Origin of the sequence: Microcystis sp. BLCC-F210 (genome assembly GCF_042134685.1) — a bacterium.
Taxonomy (GTDB): domain Bacteria; phylum Cyanobacteriota; class Cyanobacteriia; order Cyanobacteriales; family Microcystaceae; genus Microcystis; species Microcystis aeruginosa_D.
Map to the genome: position 1 here is coordinate 4759827 of NZ_CP169647.1, position 18089 is coordinate 4777915.

Here is an 18089-nt window from a genome sequence, read left to right on the forward strand (position 1 = left end):
TTCTTAAACCAAATAAATTTTAATAGGGTACGAATATCATTAAAGAAAGAAGTCCTAGTTACTAATAGCTCACGAATCTTTTGATAGGTGTAATTAACTAAATCCAACACGGTATGAAATAAAAAAGCTAGTAAATTTAAAGACAATAAGAACTCGCACAAATGATTCTGACCGTGACCAAAGTTATGCTCTAAATTATAACCGTGATTTTTAAGAACGTTATTGCCTTCATTTTCAACTTTCCATCTGCTACGTCCAGCTTTGACAATTTCTTCGACATTATTTTCCGTGATTTTATGATTAGTTATCCAATTATTTTGGTAGATAGTTTTCTGGGTTTTTTCATTAATAACAGTCACTTCACACCAATTAACTTCGAGACTTGAGTCCCCCTCTCTTAAGGGAACTCTAGAAGCATAACGATAACGATAAATTAGATTTTTTCGTCCATCCCATTGTTTCTTTTCAACGGTCCTAACTTCGCCACTTTTTTCTAAAAATTCTAGCCATTCATATAAAGTTTTATGCGACGTTTCCAAACAAACAAAAATAAAATTATAACCTTGTTTTATCGCTAATTCACAAACAGGTTCGTGAGAATATAAGTCGTCTCCTAAAAGAGTTACAGGATAACCATACTTATTTTTATGATTCCTATTTAACCATCTTTTAACGGCCGCATTTTCACAGTCTTGTTTTTGATGTCCATCTTGTTTTTTAATGAATTCTGGCTCTAAATTAATTACTTGTTTTTGCTTAGGAGAAACTACTATCGGTGTGACACAGCCATGAAAATAAGTTGTAGTTCCATTTCGATGATTACGACAGTTACAATGAGGGCAATTAATTTTCTTGGATGAGAAATATTCTGTGCCATCTAACGCCACTAATATTTCTCCATCTAAGTAGAGAAACTTTTTCAAAACTCCCTTTTCTTTTAACCATTCATAGACTTTTTGAAAAGTCCTAGAGATATTAGATGCTGGCACTGGATCTAGCAAATTTCTTATTTGATTATCCCCAGGAATTTTTTGGTTCTTCCGAACTTACAATGTAGAAAATTCCCCAAGCTCCCTCTCTGTCCAGCAATGCTCTAAAGTTGATAAATATCAATCTAACAAAAACTCAAAGCTTTACTATACAAGCTTTACAAGCATAAGTTGTTAATAGTTTTACATGACAGGTTCGGTAGAGCCAATTTTTTTAATTGAAAATAAACTTTCAGCATTATCTTTTCCCTTATTGCTTTTCATTAAACGTTGATGGTCTAAAAAAGACGGCGACTGAGTAAAAAAGACTGAAAATGCAGCCATCACGGCATCTTTTATCTCATATTTTCTATTATTTCCAGGTTTCCTCTCATCGGGTAAATCATCTAATTCTTGATGTAAAAATTGCATTAATTCCGAAATTTCTAGGGTTGCCGCTTTTTGAGCCATCTTGGAATAATTTGACGTGCTGGTGGATTTCTATCTCACCCATTTTACCTTAGCTGACAATAATTATAAATTTTTATTTCCCTTGAATTCTCTATTCTAAAAACAGAACTATCTTCCTGATTTAACCCCGTTCGTTCTCAGCCAACCTCTTTGATTGCTTGAGTATTTATACTTAATTTGTCTAGCCAATTGTTTTTTTTATTGTTCGCCTCTTCTAGAAAATAGTTGCTTCGTACTATATTTTCCCTGCCAAAATCGGGGTTAATGCTCTATTTATTTCAAAATGAGAATTGCTGGCTATGGTTCGATCAGGTGGCATAAATCCGCTGAATCCTTATCTGGTTGGCAAGAGATTTAATTGATTAGTTCGCTCTAGATCGAAAACAGTGGATAAAAATCGCCAAATGCCTTTCTCTATAAAAGTTTCATCCCTTATAACCCCGTCCATTGCATAGCACAAACCGAAGAGCCAATCTTTGTCAAAAATCACCTTAGTCGCATTTGTTTTACCGACTACGATCGAGTAATGAGCTTGGTGGTCGAGATTAATAACGATCAGACGGAAGAGCGAGAAATTATCGCTATAAGACGCTTAAATAAACTTCACGGCGTTAATGTGACGGAATTTGACCTATTAGTTAGGGATGACTATCAAGGTCAAGGAATTGGTACAGAATTACTATAGCTTTTGATCAGTATTGGCAAAAAGGAAGGATTAGAGGGAATTGAAGGGGAAATTTTAAGGGATAACCGCGCTATGCAGATGATAGCGGCTAAAGTGGGGTTTTCTCTCTATAAAACTGCCGATTTTGTCAAAGCGGAACTTGAATTATGAAGCCTTTTTGACCAGCTGATCACTAATTTTCTGGCTGAATTGTTCGAGCTAATCCTTGCTCTAAAGTAAAGGGAGGTTGCCAATTCAGGGTTTTTTGAATATAGCTAGAGTCAACGGCAAGAGAACCGAGCAAGCGATCGATATTATAGGTGTTAAAAGGGAGATTTTTCCCTGTTATAGATTCTACCCTATCACCCAGATAACCTAAGAATCTAAGTAGGGTAGTGGGGACGGGCAGCAATTGACAGGGTTGTTGAATTTGTTGAGCAATGAGTCGAATTAATTGAGGAGTAGAAACAGCTTGGTTATCGCTAATTAAAAAAATCTGATTAGCGGCCTTAGGATGGTCTAAACAGGTAATAATGGCAGCAACTAAGTTACCCACAAAGACAAAACTACGACGATTTTTGATCGCACCAAAAGGTAAGGGTAATCCCCGTTTAATTAGTTTCATCAAGCGCTCCATATTACCCAGATTACCCAATCCGTAAACTAGAGTAGGACGAAGGATCGTCCAAGTCATATTACTATCTTTTGCTAGTTGAATTAAAGCTTGTTCTGCTTGCAGTTTACTACGACCATAGGGACTATCGGGGTGACAGGGAGAATTTTCGTTAAGAATATCATCACTTTCGGCAGCCATAGCATGAATAGAACTGACAAAAATAAAGTGCTTAACTCCCGCTTTTAGCGACTGCTTCACTAGGTTAATAGTCCCCTTGGTGTTAACTTTTATAAATGCCGCTTCTGGATTGGATATAGTCTCATGAAGGATATGAGCGCGTCCTGCTAGATGAATAACGGTATCAATGCCTAGCAATGCTTCTCGCCAATCGGTCATATCATCAATTTCACACACCTGAATGGCCTTAATTGACAGGGATGCGGGAAACTCAAATTTCTGGCGAATTGCAGCTGTTATCTGGCAGTTATGTTGATGTAAAGTTGGCAGTAAGTGGCTGGCAATAAAGCCGGTAGAACCTGTAACTAAAACGTTTTTCATTATTAATTATTCAATTAAATTTAATAAAGTTTCCAACCATGTTTATTAAAAAAATACACAGCCGATTGAGCAAAAACTATTGCCAGTTTGGTAGAGTTGTGCGCTCCTCTTGCCCAATGATGATAAATATTTACATGGGGGTAAAGTATGGTTTTGTATTTTTTAGACATTCTAATGGTCAAATCATAATCTTCAAAATACATGAACATATTTTTATCAAAATAGCCAATATCATCTAAATATTTTCTGTTAAATAGCATAAAACAACCACTAATAATCGGTACTTCCATTATCTGGTTATAGCTGATATCTCGCATTTCATACCAGTCTAATCTCTTTTTGAAAAGAAATTGCATTTTTCGGGGAATAAAACGTCTAATAAATAAAGTCAAAACCGTAGGTTGACGCTTGCAAAGGTATTGGATATCCCCGTTAGGGTAAGATATTTTTGGAGTAATTAATCCCACATCTTGATGCTTATCAAGGTAGTGAATAAGCTCAGTTATCACATTATTATCAAAATAAACATCTGGATTGATAACTAAATGATAATCATAATTTTTAGCCCTAGTAATAGCTAAGTTATGTCCTTGACCAAAACCAACGTTATTACCATTATTAAAGTAATAATCTATATCGTATTCCTGAAAATTATCGAATATTGTTTTGAGTTCATCGGTGGGAGAGTTATCTACTACGGATAAATTAATTTCTATGGGTGTGCTGAACAGAGATTTAATTGCTTGAATAACTATCTCTGGATCATTTTTGTAAAGGACAAGGGAGGCCGTAAGTTGCATAATTCTGAAGTAATAAACTTAAACATTAGGGGTAAGGATATTTTTCAAGGATTGGGAAAATTGCTCGAAGCTAAAATTTTTAAGGGCTATTTCTCTGCAAAATGACCCCAAATAATGTAAATCATCATCGCTAATTTTGTCAAGGGTGGATAGTGCCTTTTCTATATCCTGTTCGGTGCTAATATCGAAGACTAATCTTTCACGTTCATGTTCAAAGAAGGGATAAATGTCCACTCCTGTAGAAATATACACTGGTAAACCAACTGAGGCGGCTTCAGCCACTGAAAAACCAAAGTTTTCTCGATGAGAAAATAAAACAAATAAATCTGAACCTGACAAGAACTTCCACTTATCTTGATCAAAAACTGGCCGAACAGAAATTTAATTGCTTGAATAACTATCGGCTCTTCGGGACTTGGTATGGTTCGATATGGGAGCATAAATCGACTAAATCCTTATCTGGCAAGAGACTTAATTGATTAGTTCGCTCTAGATCAAAAATAATTGACAAAAATCACTAAATGCTTTTCTATATAAGGGTTCCATCCCTTATAACCCCTGTCCATTGCATAACAGAAACCGAAGAACCTAACTATCTCTGGGTCATTTTTGTAAAGGACAAGGGAGGCCGTAAGATTCATAATTCTGAAGGAATAAAATTAAACATTAGGGATTCTGTATTACGACGCATTTACGGTCAGCAATTCTCATTTTGAAACGATTTTGAGTTGTTTCAGCGATCTAGAGATTCGTTAAGAATTATTAACCCCTCTAGGTGCAAGGGTTTTAATGTCATGAAACCTTAAAATGAGAATCGCTGATTTACGGTTCTTCGGCTTGTGTTATGCAATGGACGGGGTTTATAAGGGATGGAACCCTTATAGAGAAAGACATTTGGCGATTTTTATCAATTGTTTTTGCTCTAGAGCGAACTAATCAATTAAGTCTCTTGCCAGATAAGGATTTAGTCAATTTATGCCCCCCTATCGAACCATACCAAGTAACGAAGAACCGCATTTACTCACGTTTCATTTGTAAAGGCTATATCTATATCTAGTAAAACTTCAAGAGTTTCTCGGCTAACACGATCCCAAGAGTAAACATCTTGGTTTCGATATCCCAATGTTACAAGTTGTTCCGCAATCTCAGGATTTTCTATCTGAAACATTGCTTTAGCTATGTCGCTGACTGATGTTGGATCTACTAGGATACCGCCAGAACCAACTACTTCTGGCATTGAGCTGAGAGATGAAGTAACAACTGGACATCCTAATCCCTGTGCTTCTAAAATCGGTATTCCAAATCCTTCATAAAGAGTCGTAAATATTAATCCTGCACTATGACTATACAAAGCTACAAGTTCAGCGTCACTAACACGACCTGCAATGATAACACCAGGGATCTGTTTGGCAATATCAAGAGTTTCTAGACTCCATTGACTCAAAGCACCACCTACTAAAATGAGTTTTTTAGCTTGATCCTTTGCGGATTTATCGCGGTAATTTTGGTAAGCCTCAAGAATTCGTCTGGTATTCTTGATAGGAGCGTAAAAACCGACACAAAGAAAAAATGATTTGGATTTAAGCTTTAATTTATCCAGAATATTATTATCAGGAGAAATATCTCTAAGGTGCGATCCTGCCTCTGGTATCACTTTTATTTTGCTTTCATCAAGGTCACAAAAACGGCAAATGTCAGACGCTGTATTATGAGAAACTGCTATGATTCTTCTTGATTTTTTGAGAGAGGGAGGAATCAACAATTGCCAATAAAAAGTTTTAAAAAATCCCACTTCTTTCTGACAAATCCAAGCATAAGCATCATGAATGGTAACTATTTGAGGGACATTCGATAGTAAAGAGCCTACATAACCTATATGGAATAAAACATCTAATTCTTTATTTTTGCTTAACCGAGGAAGTATCAATTGTTCACAAAAAATTCGCAAGAGCAAATTCTTAGCGTTCGGAAGATGAACTAATATAAAGTTCGGTCGATTTCCATCCCACCATTCTGGTATAGTACTGCTAAACAAAACGAATTCACAATCTACCAAAGAATCTGCGTACCATCTCCTAACTATATTATCGAAGTACGTTTTCACTCCGAAACTTCCTTGACCTCGCATAGCGAGAGCGTTAATTCCGATTTTCATATTTCAAGTGCGTTTTGGTGGAATTTTCTATGTTTAAGTATCGATACGGAACGCGCACCAAAGAATATTTGTATAAAATTACCTCCATTCTACTGGACAAGAGAATCTCTAACATTTAACATCCATAGACTTAGTAATAGTTATCTTGCCCGCCAACAAAGATTGTCTTAAAAATCTCATTATGTAATGAGGTAAGTTATTTAATCTCCATTGTGTGAATACCATCCAGTCTTGTAATTGAGCCGCTTGAATGGGTGAATAAATTTGCTGTTTTTCAGCTTCCATAGCTTCTCTTTTCTTATTCGTCAATTGGTTTTCATGAATCCGAAAACAACTTATACTTTTACCAGAAAACCGAGAAAATTTTAAGTTCGATAACAAAGCTCTCAGGTAAAAATCCGCATCCGAACTTAAAGAATAGTCTTCTTTAAACCCCTTGAGCTTTTGGTAAACTCTATTCCGGAAAATCGCTGCTGGTTGAGCAAACCCAAATATACCGATTCGGAACAGTGAAAGCAATTGCTCGGCTCTAGCGGCGGACATAGAATAGACAAAACGACCATAACCATCAGTATAGTCACAACTTCCATACACTATATCTGCTTTGGTATGTTTTCCAAAAGTCGTTAGTCGATTCACGCTATCAGGGTATAACCAGTCATCTGAATTAACATAACCTAACCACTCAGTATCACATTCCTGTAGCCCCGTGTTAATAGCTCGATACATATTACCTGGTTCAGCATAAAGAGTTTTCACATCCCATCTTTTACAGATGTCTAGTGTACCATCGGTTGAGCCGCTGTCTACTACGATGACATCAACCTCTACGTCTTTCTGCGATCGCAAAGATAAGAGAGTCATATCCAGTGTAGCAGCACTGTTTAATGTTGGAATCACATAACTAATCTCACTTATTTGGCTCATTGTTACTTTTACTAAACTTGGGTATTTATTAACTGATCATTTAAAGTTGGCTTTGCGGATACTTTAACACGAATAATGTATGCGTGTACAGTACTTTACGAAACTGTGTCGGTAGTTTATCTACCAATTTAGTGTATATTAGGAAACAATAATTGCTCCTTGTCTTTTCCCTGAAGACTACTCAAACCCAGCAAATTATCCTGTTTTGGGCAAAAATAAGAGAAATCATTATCTAAGTCTAGTTCAGACTCCAACTTTTTGCTGATTTTGTAAAGGTCATCCCAAGATACCAAATAGTTTTTACTATGCCAAGGTAACGTTAGTTTTTGAAGTATCTTAATAAATGGAAGTTTTTTCTTGATAACGGACAAAAATCCATAATCATGAGAACCATGCTGAAAATCGAAAGGAAAAAGTCTATTTGGACCCATAACTAGGAGAATTCCCCCAGGTTTGAGTAATTTGATTTGATCCTCTATGAATTGAAAACGATAGTCTAGAAAATCAGAGGATAAACAAGCGTGACCGTCAATGGTTCCAACGTGTTCTATGACCCAAAATGACATTACTACATCAAATTTATCATTTTTATTACTTGCATTACTTGCAATTTTTTCATACTCGTCCGCATAGCAGTTATGTATGTATGGCCTCATTTCCGGTTCGATTTCGTTAAACCGACCACCTGGTTCTAAACCATAAGCATCGTATCCGATTTCACGCAATGTTCTTACCATGATACCTATCCCACATCCAATATCAAGAATTTTGGCTTGATGGTTAATCCCTAAATCTTGAAACAGCTTGGGTAAATAGTTTTGCGCTACGTGATGGCCTCCTAAAGCTTCAGTTGCTTTAAATTGCTTCTCTAGTTTAAAAGATGAATCCGCCCCTTTGTTAGTCATTTGGTTAACTCCCTTACACCAGCTAATAATACTATCGTTTATTACATAAGTACAAATTCAGGACTAGATGACTCTTATCTCCTTTTCATCCTGATCGGCCAGGATGAACATCATAATTGTAGTTTAGCAGCAGCTTTCGGGCATTGTAGCTCACTCCAACGCCTCTGTCAAGGATAGTAGGGAGGGGTGATCGACAAACTCATCAATAAACTCGTCAATTGAATTGGCAGCCAGCACCACAGCCATTGCTTCTTAGTAATTGTTATGGTTCTTCGTTACTTGGTATGGTTCTATAGGGGGGCATAAATTGACTAAATCGTTATCTGGCAAGAGACTTAATTGATTAGCAGCAGTTCTCATTTTAAGGTTTCATGACATTAAAACCCTTGCACCTAGAGGGGTTAATAATTCTTAACGAATCTCTAGATCGCTGAAACAACGCAAAATCGTTTCAAAATGAAAATTGCTGATTGATTAGTTCGTTCTAGATCAAAAACAATTGATCAAAATCGGAGCAATGTCTTTCTCTATAAGGATTTCATCCCCTATAACCCCGTCCATTGCATAGCACAAACCGAAGAACCCTTTGTTCTTAATCCCCCTTCTCCCTTGCGTTCTGGATTTGCTGGAGATAATATTGGATATTGTAGGGGAGCAGCGGAGTGACTTTCTATTTCTAGGAGTCCTTGAGTGAGTTTACGAGTCGTGGAAAAATTAAGTACCTAAGCAAAATTAATTACACATATCTAACCACCTCTTGCCTCCTGCCTCTTGCCTTTTGCCTATCTTGACTAGGAAATTAATTTTGCACGACTACTTATGATTAAGATTAATTATTTTCATGATTTTTTGGAGGCGAGTGATCTTCAAGCAATCATCCAGAAAGAACCGGGTAATCGATCTTTATTATAAGCATTGATATTCTCAAGAAACACAGAATTCTTATAATAAGATACCATAGATAAGGATGCCAACACTTCAAACTTTTTATTGAACTGTAGAAAAGTCTCTAAAAAGTATTGCTCGTTCCAGTATCGTGATTCTTTCAGATTCCATTCGATGGGATAATCATAGGGAAAAAATATATCGTGAATATGAACTAAGACTCCTGTTTCTAAACGGGGATAAATTTGAAGAAATTCAAACTCCACATCACTGCCAGACTTAAACACATGACTAGAATCAACGAACAGGATATCATTGGTTTGCAGGGATTCAAAAACAGACAAATCTACGGCTTCTACTTTTTGGGTAAGCAAACTAAATTCTAGAAAATCTTGACTAACATTAGCAAAGTCTTTTAAAAAATCTTGAGGATAAGGCTCGATCGAGATCAGTTGTGATTTTTGGGAATTTTCTATAAAATTCATTCTTAAAGCTGCGGCGATAATCTTAGTGCTACCACCTGAGCCAATTTCAATTACCCGATTAGGTTTTTTTTCTCTGACCATAGCATAGAGGACTTCCGCATCACCACTAATGAGACCAGAAGTATCTTCGGAATAACCAAATGCTGAAAAAATTTCTTTATTGTTAAATTCCAAACGATATTTTTCTAGTAAATACCTAACCATTTCAGTTTGCTTGTCTAGATGCCATTCAATTGAGCTAAGAGGTCTTTCTTTACCCGCGTATGTCATAATTTCCTGACGGTTGGGTATCGGCTGATAAAAATGGTCAGTAATTAGGGTGTAGCCGATATTTCTTAAGAGGGGATTGAATATTTGTCTGGCTAGAGCAAATTTAATATTTTTCCTTCCCTGTTCGGTTTGCATACGGTTAAGTAATTTTTTCAACATTGTCAACCTTTACACTGCTAATATTTACTATCATGTTTTGTCGTCAAAGCCAACTTGGAACTGGCATTCTTGATCAAACTATTACTAGCTGGTTGTTTCCCATTAAATCTCGACAAAGTACTGCTGCGGCAGCCTGTCACCCATAATGGGCAATTTAATTAACCGAACAGTTCAAGACCCAATTCAATAGGCATAAGTACCTAAGCAAAATTAATTACACATATCTAACCACCTCTTGCCTCCTGCCTCTTGCCTTTTGCCTATCTTGACTAGGAAATTAATTTTGCACGACTACTTACTGGCTACATCTTACCCGATGATCAACTTCTTGTCAAGAAAATTTTTGGCTCTTCGTTACTTGGTATGGTTCGATAGGGGGCATAAATCGACTAAATCCTTATCTGGCAAGGAATTTAATTGATTAGTTCGCTTTAGATCAAAAGCAATTGACAAAAATCGCCAAATGCCTTTGTATATAAGGGTTCCATCCCTTATAACCCCCGTCCATTGCATAAGACAAACCGAAGAACCAAATTTTTAATCAGCTAATACCAGAAAGCGAACAAGATTTTTCTAAGGTTATCGGTCTGTGCTTGATATTCCTATCCTATTAGCTTTCTGGAGAGTTATTGTACTTTAGCTGGTCAACATCTAGATTTATTCTGGCAAATCTCCAAAACGCTCTCGATAGCGTTGAAGCAATGCTTCCAAATCCTCAGCCCGCATTCTTTCCTGTTGGGCCCGCATTCTTTCCTGTTGGGCCCGCATTCTCTCTTGTTCAGCCCGCATTCTTTCCTGTTCAGTTAGCTCTGACTCCGTGGGCAGTAAATCGCCGGCAAAAGTCGCCCAACGCAGCCAAACTGCCTCGACTCCTTTATACTCACCTTGCCAGCGTACCAAGGACAAACCCAGCCTTTGACTGAAAAATCTTTCTCCCTCCTCTAGAGATAATGGCTCGTAGTTGCCGTCTCTAAGGATAAAACCCGCCCAGTCTTCAGGATTAAAGGGATCGTACCAGAAATATTCTGGCACTCGCAAACGGTCTTGATAGATTGCTTTCTTTTCAGTTTTATCCTGTGGAGCGGTACTTTCGGAAAGGAGTTCGATAACCACATCGGGAGCTTTCCCCTCTTCCCAAACTACCCAACTTTTTCTTTCCGCTTTGGGAACCCCCAGAACAGCAAAGAAATCTGGGCCGCGAAATTCCTCGCTTTTTAACTGTGCGGCACTGAAATAAACGAACATATTGCCGCCTACATACCCATCTTGCCTAGCAGCTAACCAGGGTAACAAGGCATCTATGAGGATATCCATCTGGAGTTTATGTCGTTGGGTTTCCATGGGAACGCCGTCATCGCAGGGCAATTCATCTTGGTTGGGCAGTGAAAGTCGAGAAGGGGCAATAGTTGAAGTCATCGGAGCTACGCTGGTGATTGGACTTAAGGAGCTTTTTCCTCTAGCATTGGGGAGAATATCTAGCCGCTAGAATTGAGATGGGGGCAAAATGTTATGGCAATTATAGCCTTCTTCTAGGAAATTAGAGTTTTTTAAGCACATATTATAGGCTTGAGCTGCCTTCAATTTTTGGTACAGCAAAGGACTCTTTTCTCTACAAGACTGTTGTAGTTGCTGAAACTCGGCTTCACCCTTTTTCAGATAGGCATCGACAAGCTCTCGATTGGCCAGATAAAAAGCGATCGCGCCATAAACCTGTTCGAGGGAAAGGAGTGGGAAATTTTGGGCAATGCTTTCGGGCGATTCTCCGTTCAAGAAAGAATAGACAACTGAATCAAGGGAGATAAGAGTTCCTTCAATCCAATATTCTTCTTCTCGTTGCTCGATGTACTGCTTTGTTGGGATAGAGGCTAATTTCATAGGAGCAATGTTGCTGTTTAGCTAAAAGGATAAGAAATCGCACTACCAAGTAGGAATATCATTGCTATGACTAAGGTATAGATTTTTGGCGATGTCTATTGCTCTTGCTCAAGATATCACTGTATAACTCTAAATATTTTTCTGCCTGTAACTCCCAAGTAAATTGCTGCTCCACTTTTTGCCTTGCCTGAATACACAATTTGTTATACCTTTCTCTATCTTCTAATACCCAATTAATTCCGCTTGCCAAGTCCTCCACCTCGAAGGGTTTGGCCAGATAACCATTTTGTTGATGTTCAACTATATCTTTGAGTCCAGTAGCATTAAAAGCCACTACTGGTGTCCCACAGGATAGGGATTCAGAGGCAGTTTGCCCAAAAGCTTCTTGGATTGATGGTACAATCATAACATCGGCAGCAGAATAAGTAATTGCTAGGGAAATATCATCATTTAATCGCCCTAGATAATGAATTTTAAAACCTACATCTATTGGCTCTTTTGGTTCTGATGCTCCAAAAATAACTAGCTCTAATTTTTCTTGTAGTATTGGAGATTGACTAAGTTTTTTTAAAGCTGGTCTAAGCAGATGAAATCCTTTTCGGTTATCGCTGGTAGGACTCATAGCCCCAAAGAGAATAAGCTGTTTATCTTGGGGTAATCCTAAGAGATGGCGAGCAGTGTTTTTCTCGATTGGTTTATACTTTTGAATATCTAAGCCATTGGCAATTACTTCTATCCGTAAATCCTGGAATAGAGAACTATTTCTAGCGCAATCTGCTAACCATTGACTGGGGGTAACAATAGTCAGATTTAGATTTTTCCAAGCTTGAGCTTTTCGCCACCAAACCCAACGAGAAATGTCCCCATCTTGCTGACTTTTTAATTGGGGACAATGACCACAGGATTGAGTATATTTATTGCATTCTCCACTGTAATGACAACCACCCGTAAAAGGCCACATATCGTGAGCCGTCCAAACAAGAGGTTGCTTAAATTTGGCTAGGGTTTCAATTTGTAAAAACCCGGCATTAATCCAGTGTAAGTTAATAATATCTGGACTAATTTGGGCTACTCTAGAAACAAGGCGATCGGGAAGCCATTGGATAGAATAAGGTGTTCTCTCTCTTTGAGAATATAATGACAAGGGCAAGTGATCAACCGCAGGTATTAGCTTTGTCCACCCCTTCATTAATTTACTTGCTGGCGATAAAACAGTATAGTCATCACGAGTTTTATCACCAACTAACAGAGTCGAATCTGTACCAGTTTCCCGCAAGCCTTGATGTAAACGATAAACGGCCGCATAGGCGCCTCCTCGACCATCAGAATTACTTAGTAAACATACTTTCATGACTTAAAAAATATCCCGTCCATTTGTAATAGTCTTCCAGTTTTTCTATCGGCAAAGTTCGGAACAATTGTGTATAGCTCGTAGCCAAGTTGTCTCATAAACTCTAGCATATCTTCAAAGAGTAATTGATGATCATATAGTGGCACTAAAGACATTTCTATTTGTATCCCTTTAACTAAAGGAAGAATCTGAAAAGCGCCTTCAATAACTTGCTTTTCAAATCCCTGCACATCGATCTTCAAAAATATTGATTTAGTATCCTCTGTAATGTAGTCTTTAGCTAAAGTATCTAGCCGTCTTAATTGTACTACTTCGGAACCACAATAAGCTGATTCAGGAGCAGCTTGCACATGAGCATCTAACATCGATAATACAGAGCTACTTTGACTATTCCCAGCAATATTAATGGTAATTTCACCTTCTTGATCTCCTAAAGCAGAGCGAGGAGCAATTTCCCACAAGTTATCTTTCTTGCTAAGAGTCAGTAATTGGGAGTAAGCACTGGATAAAGGTTCAAAGGATACTATTTTGCCTTGATAACCACAGTCTCGCAGAAAACTAGCATACTGTCCACAGTTAGCACCCACATCAAAAACTAGCTCTATCTGATGATATTCCAGTAACATTTCCATCAGAGCCACTTGTGAAGTATTAAGATTATATCTCTTGACTTCAAACCCTAGTTTTCTGAACAGTTTTTTAACGATATTTTTGGTCATCTTTTAGTTTCTTTAAAGTTTATCAATGTTTCACTGAAGAAAACTATCTCACTACACTGGATAAGATAATTTTTTATCACTCTCAGCTTATTTACATCTGCCAAAATATCTGAACTGACGTAAAAAGTATAGTAATTTGGTTCCAATTTTGTGCTTTATTTACCATAAATTGACCTGATCGTAACCAATCTCTGGTTTTGCTTTAAATTCACAAAAACAAGTGTAAGCATTATAGGAGAACTCTTGATTATATTGTTGAGACGCAAACAACCTGACAAGGTTTCTCTTGAGATTTGACAATTGCGCTTTGAAAATCCTCAAATCTTTATTAATAGATTTCTTAGAATGAGTGATCATAAACTTTTGAGCCTGCCAAGAAGTATTACTCAAATGCTCGCTAATAATAGAAAATCCTTCCGATTTTAACAAAAATCTAAATAGAGAAGGTGTGTATACGGAAATTGTTGAGTCAAATTGATGATCTTTAATAACTTTTAAAGTGTTGTGTAGACGAGAATAGGGACCTAGTTCAGTCCATTCCTTTTCAACGGTGCTATTAGATGCGTAGTGATGATCGTAAACCTTAACTATAGAAGTATCAGCTTGGGTCATATTGTCCATGTTTCAAAATCCTCCATAAAATCAATATTAACCTATCAGACAGCCATTCTTAACTCGGCGACCGCCGTACATATTATCGCATAAATAGTATTTTGTCAACCATTGCTTAAATTTACCAGCAATTCTCATTTTGAAAACAAAAGAAGATAAAGTTCTCTTGTTCACATAGAGAACTTCGGGAGCATCTCACCTTTGCAATAAGCATAAATACTTAGTAGAAAAATAGGCTTTTCGAGGGTAATTCTTGTTTTAATTCTCCATGTACGCGGTCTTTAAAAGCCTCTATTTCGTTCCAAGACACGATTAAGAGTGGCTTTTAGGCTAAGTATAATTACTCATCGCGTAAGTGAGATGCTCCCAGAACTTCTGTCTAATTATCATTTTTTTTCAAGATAATCATCATAATTAGCTTCAAGAGACAGTTTTAAAATATCTGCCCATAAAAAACTTATCTCAACTCATAAATTTAGCTGAAATTCTGACCTAATTTGTGGTTTTTTCAATGAATAAAATAATCTTTCCTTCTCTCGAAAAATTGACATTTTTAACTAGAATTTACTTTTTTAAATGGGACATATTCGGTTAGAATAAATGAGAAAAATTCCGACCAATTCTTAAACCAAATAAATTTTAATAGGGTACGAATATCATTAAAGAAAGAAGTCCTAGTTACTAATAGCTCACGAATCTTTTGATAGGTGTAATTAACTAAATCCAACACGGTATGAAATAAAAAAGCTAGTAAATTTAAAGACAATAAGAACTCGCACAAATGATTCTGACCGTGACCAAAGTTATGCTCTAAATTATAACCGTGATTTTTAAGAACGTTATTGCCTTCATTTTCAACTTTCCATCTGCTACGTCCAGCTTTGACAATTTCTTCGACATTATTTTCCGTGATTTTATGATTAGTTATCCAATTATTTTGGTAGATAGTTTTCTGGGTTTTTTCATTGATAACAGTCACTTCACACCAATTAACTTCGAGACTTGAGTCCCCCTCTCTTAAGGGAACTCTAGAAGCATAACGATAACGATAAATTAGATTTTTTCGTCCATCCCATTGTTTCTTTTCAACGGTCCTAACTTCGCCACTTTTTTCTAAAAATTCTAGCCATTCATATAAAGTTTTATGCGACGTTTCCAAACAAACAAAAATAAAATTATAACCTTGTTTTATCGCTAATTCACAAACAGGTTCGTGAGAATATAAGTCGTCTCCTAAAAGAGTTACAGGATAACCATACTTATTTTTATGATTCCTATTTAACCATCTTTTAACGGCCGCATTTTCACAGTCTTGTTTTTGATGTCCATCTTGTTTTTTAATGAATTCTGGCTCTAAATTAATTACTTGTTTTTGCTTAGGAGAAACTACTATCGGTGTGACACAGCCATGAAAATAAGTTGTAGTTCCATTTCGATGATTACGACAGTTACAATGAGGGCAATTAATTTTCTTGGATGAGAAATATTCTGTGCCATCTAACGCCACTAATATTTCTCCATCTAAGTAGAGAAACTTTTTCAAAACTCCCTTTTCTTTTAACCATTCATAGACTTTTTGAAAAGTCCTAGAGATATTAGATGCTGGCACTGGATCTAACAAATTTCTTATTTGATTATCCCCAGGAATTTTTTTAATTGAAAATAAACTTTCAGCATTATCTTTTCCCTTATTGCTTTTCATTAAACGTTGATGGTCTAAAAAAGACGGCGACTGAGTAAAAAAGACTGAAAATGCAGCCATCACGGCATCTTTTATCTCATATTTTCTATTATTTCCAGGTTTCCTCTCATCGGGTAAATCATCTAATTCTTGATGTAAAAATTGCGTTAATTCCGAAATTTCTAGGGTTGCCGCTTTTTGAGCCATCTTGGAATAATTTGACGTGCTGGTGGATTTCTATCTCACCCATTTTACCTTAGCTGACAATAATTATAAATTTTTATTTCCCTTGAATTCTCTATTCTAAAAACAGAACTATCTTCCTGATTTAACCCTGTTCGTTCTCAGCCAACCTCTTTGATTGCTTGGGTATTTATACTTAATTTGTCTAGCCAATTGTTTTTTTTATTGTTCGCCTCTTCTAGAAAATAGTTGCTTCGTACTATATTTTCCCTGCCAAAATCGGGGTTAATGCTCTATTTATTTCAAAATGAGAATTGCTGTTGCTATGGGAGAGTGCTTGAAAAATTGCAATCGGAGAAAGCAACTTTTGCGAGTGTATAAATCTGACACGAGCTGGGCAAGTCACTCAACGCCCACAAATAGGACATTTTAATTGATAACAATACAGGGGTTCTTTTTCTTATGAGCGATCCATTGCTTAAACCCTCTCTATCACCAACGGCGAGCAGAAGAAAAACATTTCTTTCCTGGCTGGCTGTTTTTGCTTTGGTTTACCTACTGCTTGTCGGTATTGGAGTTGTTAGCAGAGGCTTTAGAACCACTTTTGGCGATGAGGCACAGCAGCTTTTTGCCTTTGCCGAAAACCCATTTGTGGGGCTTGTGGTCGGGATTATTTCCACCGCCTTAGTGCAGTCCTCCAGTGCCACAACCTCAATTATTGTCGGTCTAGTCGCGGGCGGTTTGCCCGTCCCCATCGCAATTCCCATGATTATGGGTTCCAATATTGGTACCTCTATTACCAATGGCATTGCTAGTTTAGGCTTTGTAGGAGGCAGCAAGGAAGAGTTTAAACAAGCCTTTGCCGCATCCACTGTGCTGGATCTGTTCAATCTCCTTGCGGCGCTGATCTTTTTCCCCCTAGAGATCTTATTTCATCCCCTGGAATTCCTCAGTCGGGCTTCTGCCAACCTTTTCTTAGGCGACAGTGATCTAAGCGTGGACGATTTTGACCTGGTGGGTGCGATGATTCGACCTGTCCGCGATTCGATTCGGAGCGCTACAGGCTTTCTACCTGGGCCTTACAACGGCATTTTGCAAATTCTCATTGGCATTGGCTTAGTTTTTGCAGCAGTGTACTTCCTGGGCAAATTGCTCAAGCAATTGATGATGGGTCGAGCGAAAGATATCCTTCACACCGCTCTGGGCAGAGGGCCGATTGCTGGAATTTTGGCGGGTATATTTGTCACCATCTTGGTGCAATCTTCTTCGGCAACCACCAGTTTGATGATTCCCCTCGCCGGTGCCGGCGTGTTTGGACTCGATGTTATTTATCCCTTTACCCTCGGTGCGAATATCGGGACGACAGTGACTTCCCTGCTGGCGGCTACGGCTGTTACGGGGGAAAGGGCGTTGCCCGCTCTAGAGATTGCCAAGGTACACTTGTTTTTTAACCTGTTAGGAGTTTTGCTGATTTTTGGTATTCCCTACCTGCGTCCGTTGCCCGTGATTGGGGCAAAACGCTTGGCGACAGCAGCAAGTGAGAATAAGTTTATTGCCTTGGCTTACCTCATTGGCGTATTTTTTGTGATTCCCCTGATTCTAGTGGGGATTTCGATTGTTCTATAAGGGACTCGCACAGAAATAGAATACTAGCTATACAGTCGCTTTCTTTAAATTCTTCAAGGATTCGCCATATGATTGGGTACATTATTAGAGCCTAAGTCCTTTATCGAAAATTTCGGTTGAATGACCCGCAGCAATTCTCACTTTACCCATCTTCTGGTACTCTCCGAAAACCCTGACAA

Annotated in this window: 14 protein-coding genes and 5 pseudogenes; 3 read left to right on the forward strand and 16 right to left on the reverse strand. The window is 37.6% G+C overall.

The window, feature by feature from the left end:
• Positions 1-19 precede the first annotated feature (19 nt).
• Together ACE3JL_RS23215 and ACE3JL_RS23220 are read right to left on the reverse strand one after the other, a co-directional pair.
• A pseudogene (locus ACE3JL_RS23215) lies at positions 20-1031 on the reverse strand (ISNCY-like element ISMae2 family transposase); the annotation flags it as partial.
• A gap of 169 nt (positions 1032-1200) precedes the next feature.
• Positions 1201-1439: pseudogene (locus tag ACE3JL_RS23220) on the reverse strand (ISNCY family transposase); the annotation flags it as partial.
• 490 nt (positions 1440-1929) lie between these two features.
• Between ACE3JL_RS23220 and ACE3JL_RS23225 the strand changes: the two are divergent.
• Positions 1930-2274 (forward strand): annotated as a pseudogene (locus tag ACE3JL_RS23225) (GNAT family N-acetyltransferase); the annotation flags it as partial.
• Between the two features lie 22 nt (positions 2275-2296).
• Here the strand turns inward: ACE3JL_RS23225 and ACE3JL_RS23230 are convergent.
• From ACE3JL_RS23230 to ACE3JL_RS23240, 3 genes are read right to left on the reverse strand one after another with little or no spacing between them, the layout of a single operon-like run.
• On the reverse strand, positions 2297-3277 hold the full coding sequence (locus tag ACE3JL_RS23230) for an NAD-dependent epimerase/dehydratase family protein (protein WP_375328492.1): 981 nt from the start codon (positions 3275-3277) through the stop codon (positions 2297-2299).
• 20 nt (positions 3278-3297) lie between these two features.
• Positions 3298-4077 (reverse strand): glycosyltransferase, encoded by a 780-nt coding sequence (locus ACE3JL_RS23235; RefSeq protein WP_271990113.1) that lies wholly within the window; start codon positions 4075-4077, stop codon positions 3298-3300.
• Between the two features lie 18 nt (positions 4078-4095).
• A complete protein-coding gene (locus ACE3JL_RS23240) occupies positions 4096-4458 on the reverse strand; it encodes a glycosyltransferase (protein WP_375329650.1) in 363 nt (120 codons plus the stop codon).
• Positions 4459-4921: 463 nt separating this feature from the next.
• Between ACE3JL_RS23240 and ACE3JL_RS23245 the strand changes: the two genes are divergently transcribed.
• Positions 4922-5134 carry a hypothetical protein gene (locus ACE3JL_RS23245; RefSeq protein ID WP_228051377.1) on the forward strand — a complete coding sequence of 71 codons (213 nt, stop codon included), beginning with the start codon at positions 4922-4924 and terminating at the stop codon, positions 5132-5134.
• Here the strand turns inward: ACE3JL_RS23245 and ACE3JL_RS23250 are convergent.
• The 11 genes and pseudogenes from ACE3JL_RS23250 to ACE3JL_RS23300 form a co-directional block, all read right to left on the reverse strand.
• On the reverse strand, positions 5099-6232 hold the full coding sequence (locus ACE3JL_RS23250) for a glycosyltransferase family 4 protein (protein ID WP_375328493.1): 1134 nt from the start codon (positions 6230-6232) through the stop codon (positions 5099-5101). The genes ACE3JL_RS23245 and ACE3JL_RS23250 overlap by 36 nt on opposite strands.
• Before the next feature lie 108 nt (positions 6233-6340).
• The gene (locus tag ACE3JL_RS23255; RefSeq protein ID WP_375328494.1) at positions 6341-7159 is read right to left on the reverse strand and encodes a glycosyltransferase; all 819 of its coding nucleotides are present in this window, start codon (positions 7157-7159) and stop codon (positions 6341-6343) included.
• Between the two features lie 128 nt (positions 7160-7287).
• The gene (locus ACE3JL_RS23260) at positions 7288-8064 is read right to left on the reverse strand and encodes a class I SAM-dependent methyltransferase (protein WP_375328495.1); all 777 of its coding nucleotides are present in this window, start codon (positions 8062-8064) and stop codon (positions 7288-7290) included.
• A gap of 866 nt (positions 8065-8930) precedes the next feature.
• The gene (locus ACE3JL_RS23265; protein ID WP_375328496.1) at positions 8931-9863 is read right to left on the reverse strand and encodes a class I SAM-dependent methyltransferase; all 933 of its coding nucleotides are present in this window, start codon (positions 9861-9863) and stop codon (positions 8931-8933) included.
• A 331-nt stretch (positions 9864-10194) separates the two neighbouring features.
• Positions 10195-10376, reverse strand: a pseudogene (locus tag ACE3JL_RS23270) (hypothetical protein).
• Between the two features lie 144 nt (positions 10377-10520).
• The gene (locus ACE3JL_RS23275; protein WP_375328497.1) at positions 10521-11279 is read right to left on the reverse strand and encodes a Uma2 family endonuclease; all 759 of its coding nucleotides are present in this window, start codon (positions 11277-11279) and stop codon (positions 10521-10523) included.
• Positions 11280-11345: 66 nt separating this feature from the next.
• Positions 11346-11738: a DUF433 domain-containing protein gene (locus ACE3JL_RS23280; protein WP_375328498.1), complete on the reverse strand. Its 393-nt coding sequence runs from the start codon at positions 11736-11738 to the stop codon at positions 11346-11348.
• 70 nt (positions 11739-11808) lie between these two features.
• Positions 11809-13089, reverse strand: a complete 1281-nt coding sequence (locus tag ACE3JL_RS23285; protein WP_375328499.1) for a glycosyltransferase family 4 protein — start codon at positions 13087-13089, stop codon at positions 11809-11811.
• Positions 13086-13808, reverse strand: coding sequence for an FkbM family methyltransferase (locus ACE3JL_RS23290; protein WP_375328500.1), 723 nt, complete (start codon positions 13806-13808; stop codon positions 13086-13088). The genes ACE3JL_RS23285 and ACE3JL_RS23290 overlap by 4 nt, the downstream gene beginning before the upstream one ends.
• 159 nt (positions 13809-13967) lie before the next feature.
• Positions 13968-14429, reverse strand: a complete 462-nt coding sequence (locus ACE3JL_RS23295; RefSeq protein ID WP_375328501.1) for a hypothetical protein — start codon at positions 14427-14429, stop codon at positions 13968-13970.
• 630 nt (positions 14430-15059) lie between these two features.
• Positions 15060-16308, reverse strand: a pseudogene (locus ACE3JL_RS23300) (ISNCY family transposase).
• 438 nt (positions 16309-16746) lie between these two features.
• Between ACE3JL_RS23300 and ACE3JL_RS23305 the strand changes: the two are divergent.
• Entirely contained in the window at positions 16747-17910 is a 1164-nt protein-coding gene (locus ACE3JL_RS23305; RefSeq protein WP_375328502.1) for a Na/Pi symporter, read from the forward strand.
• Positions 17911-18089: the final 179 nt, after the last annotated feature.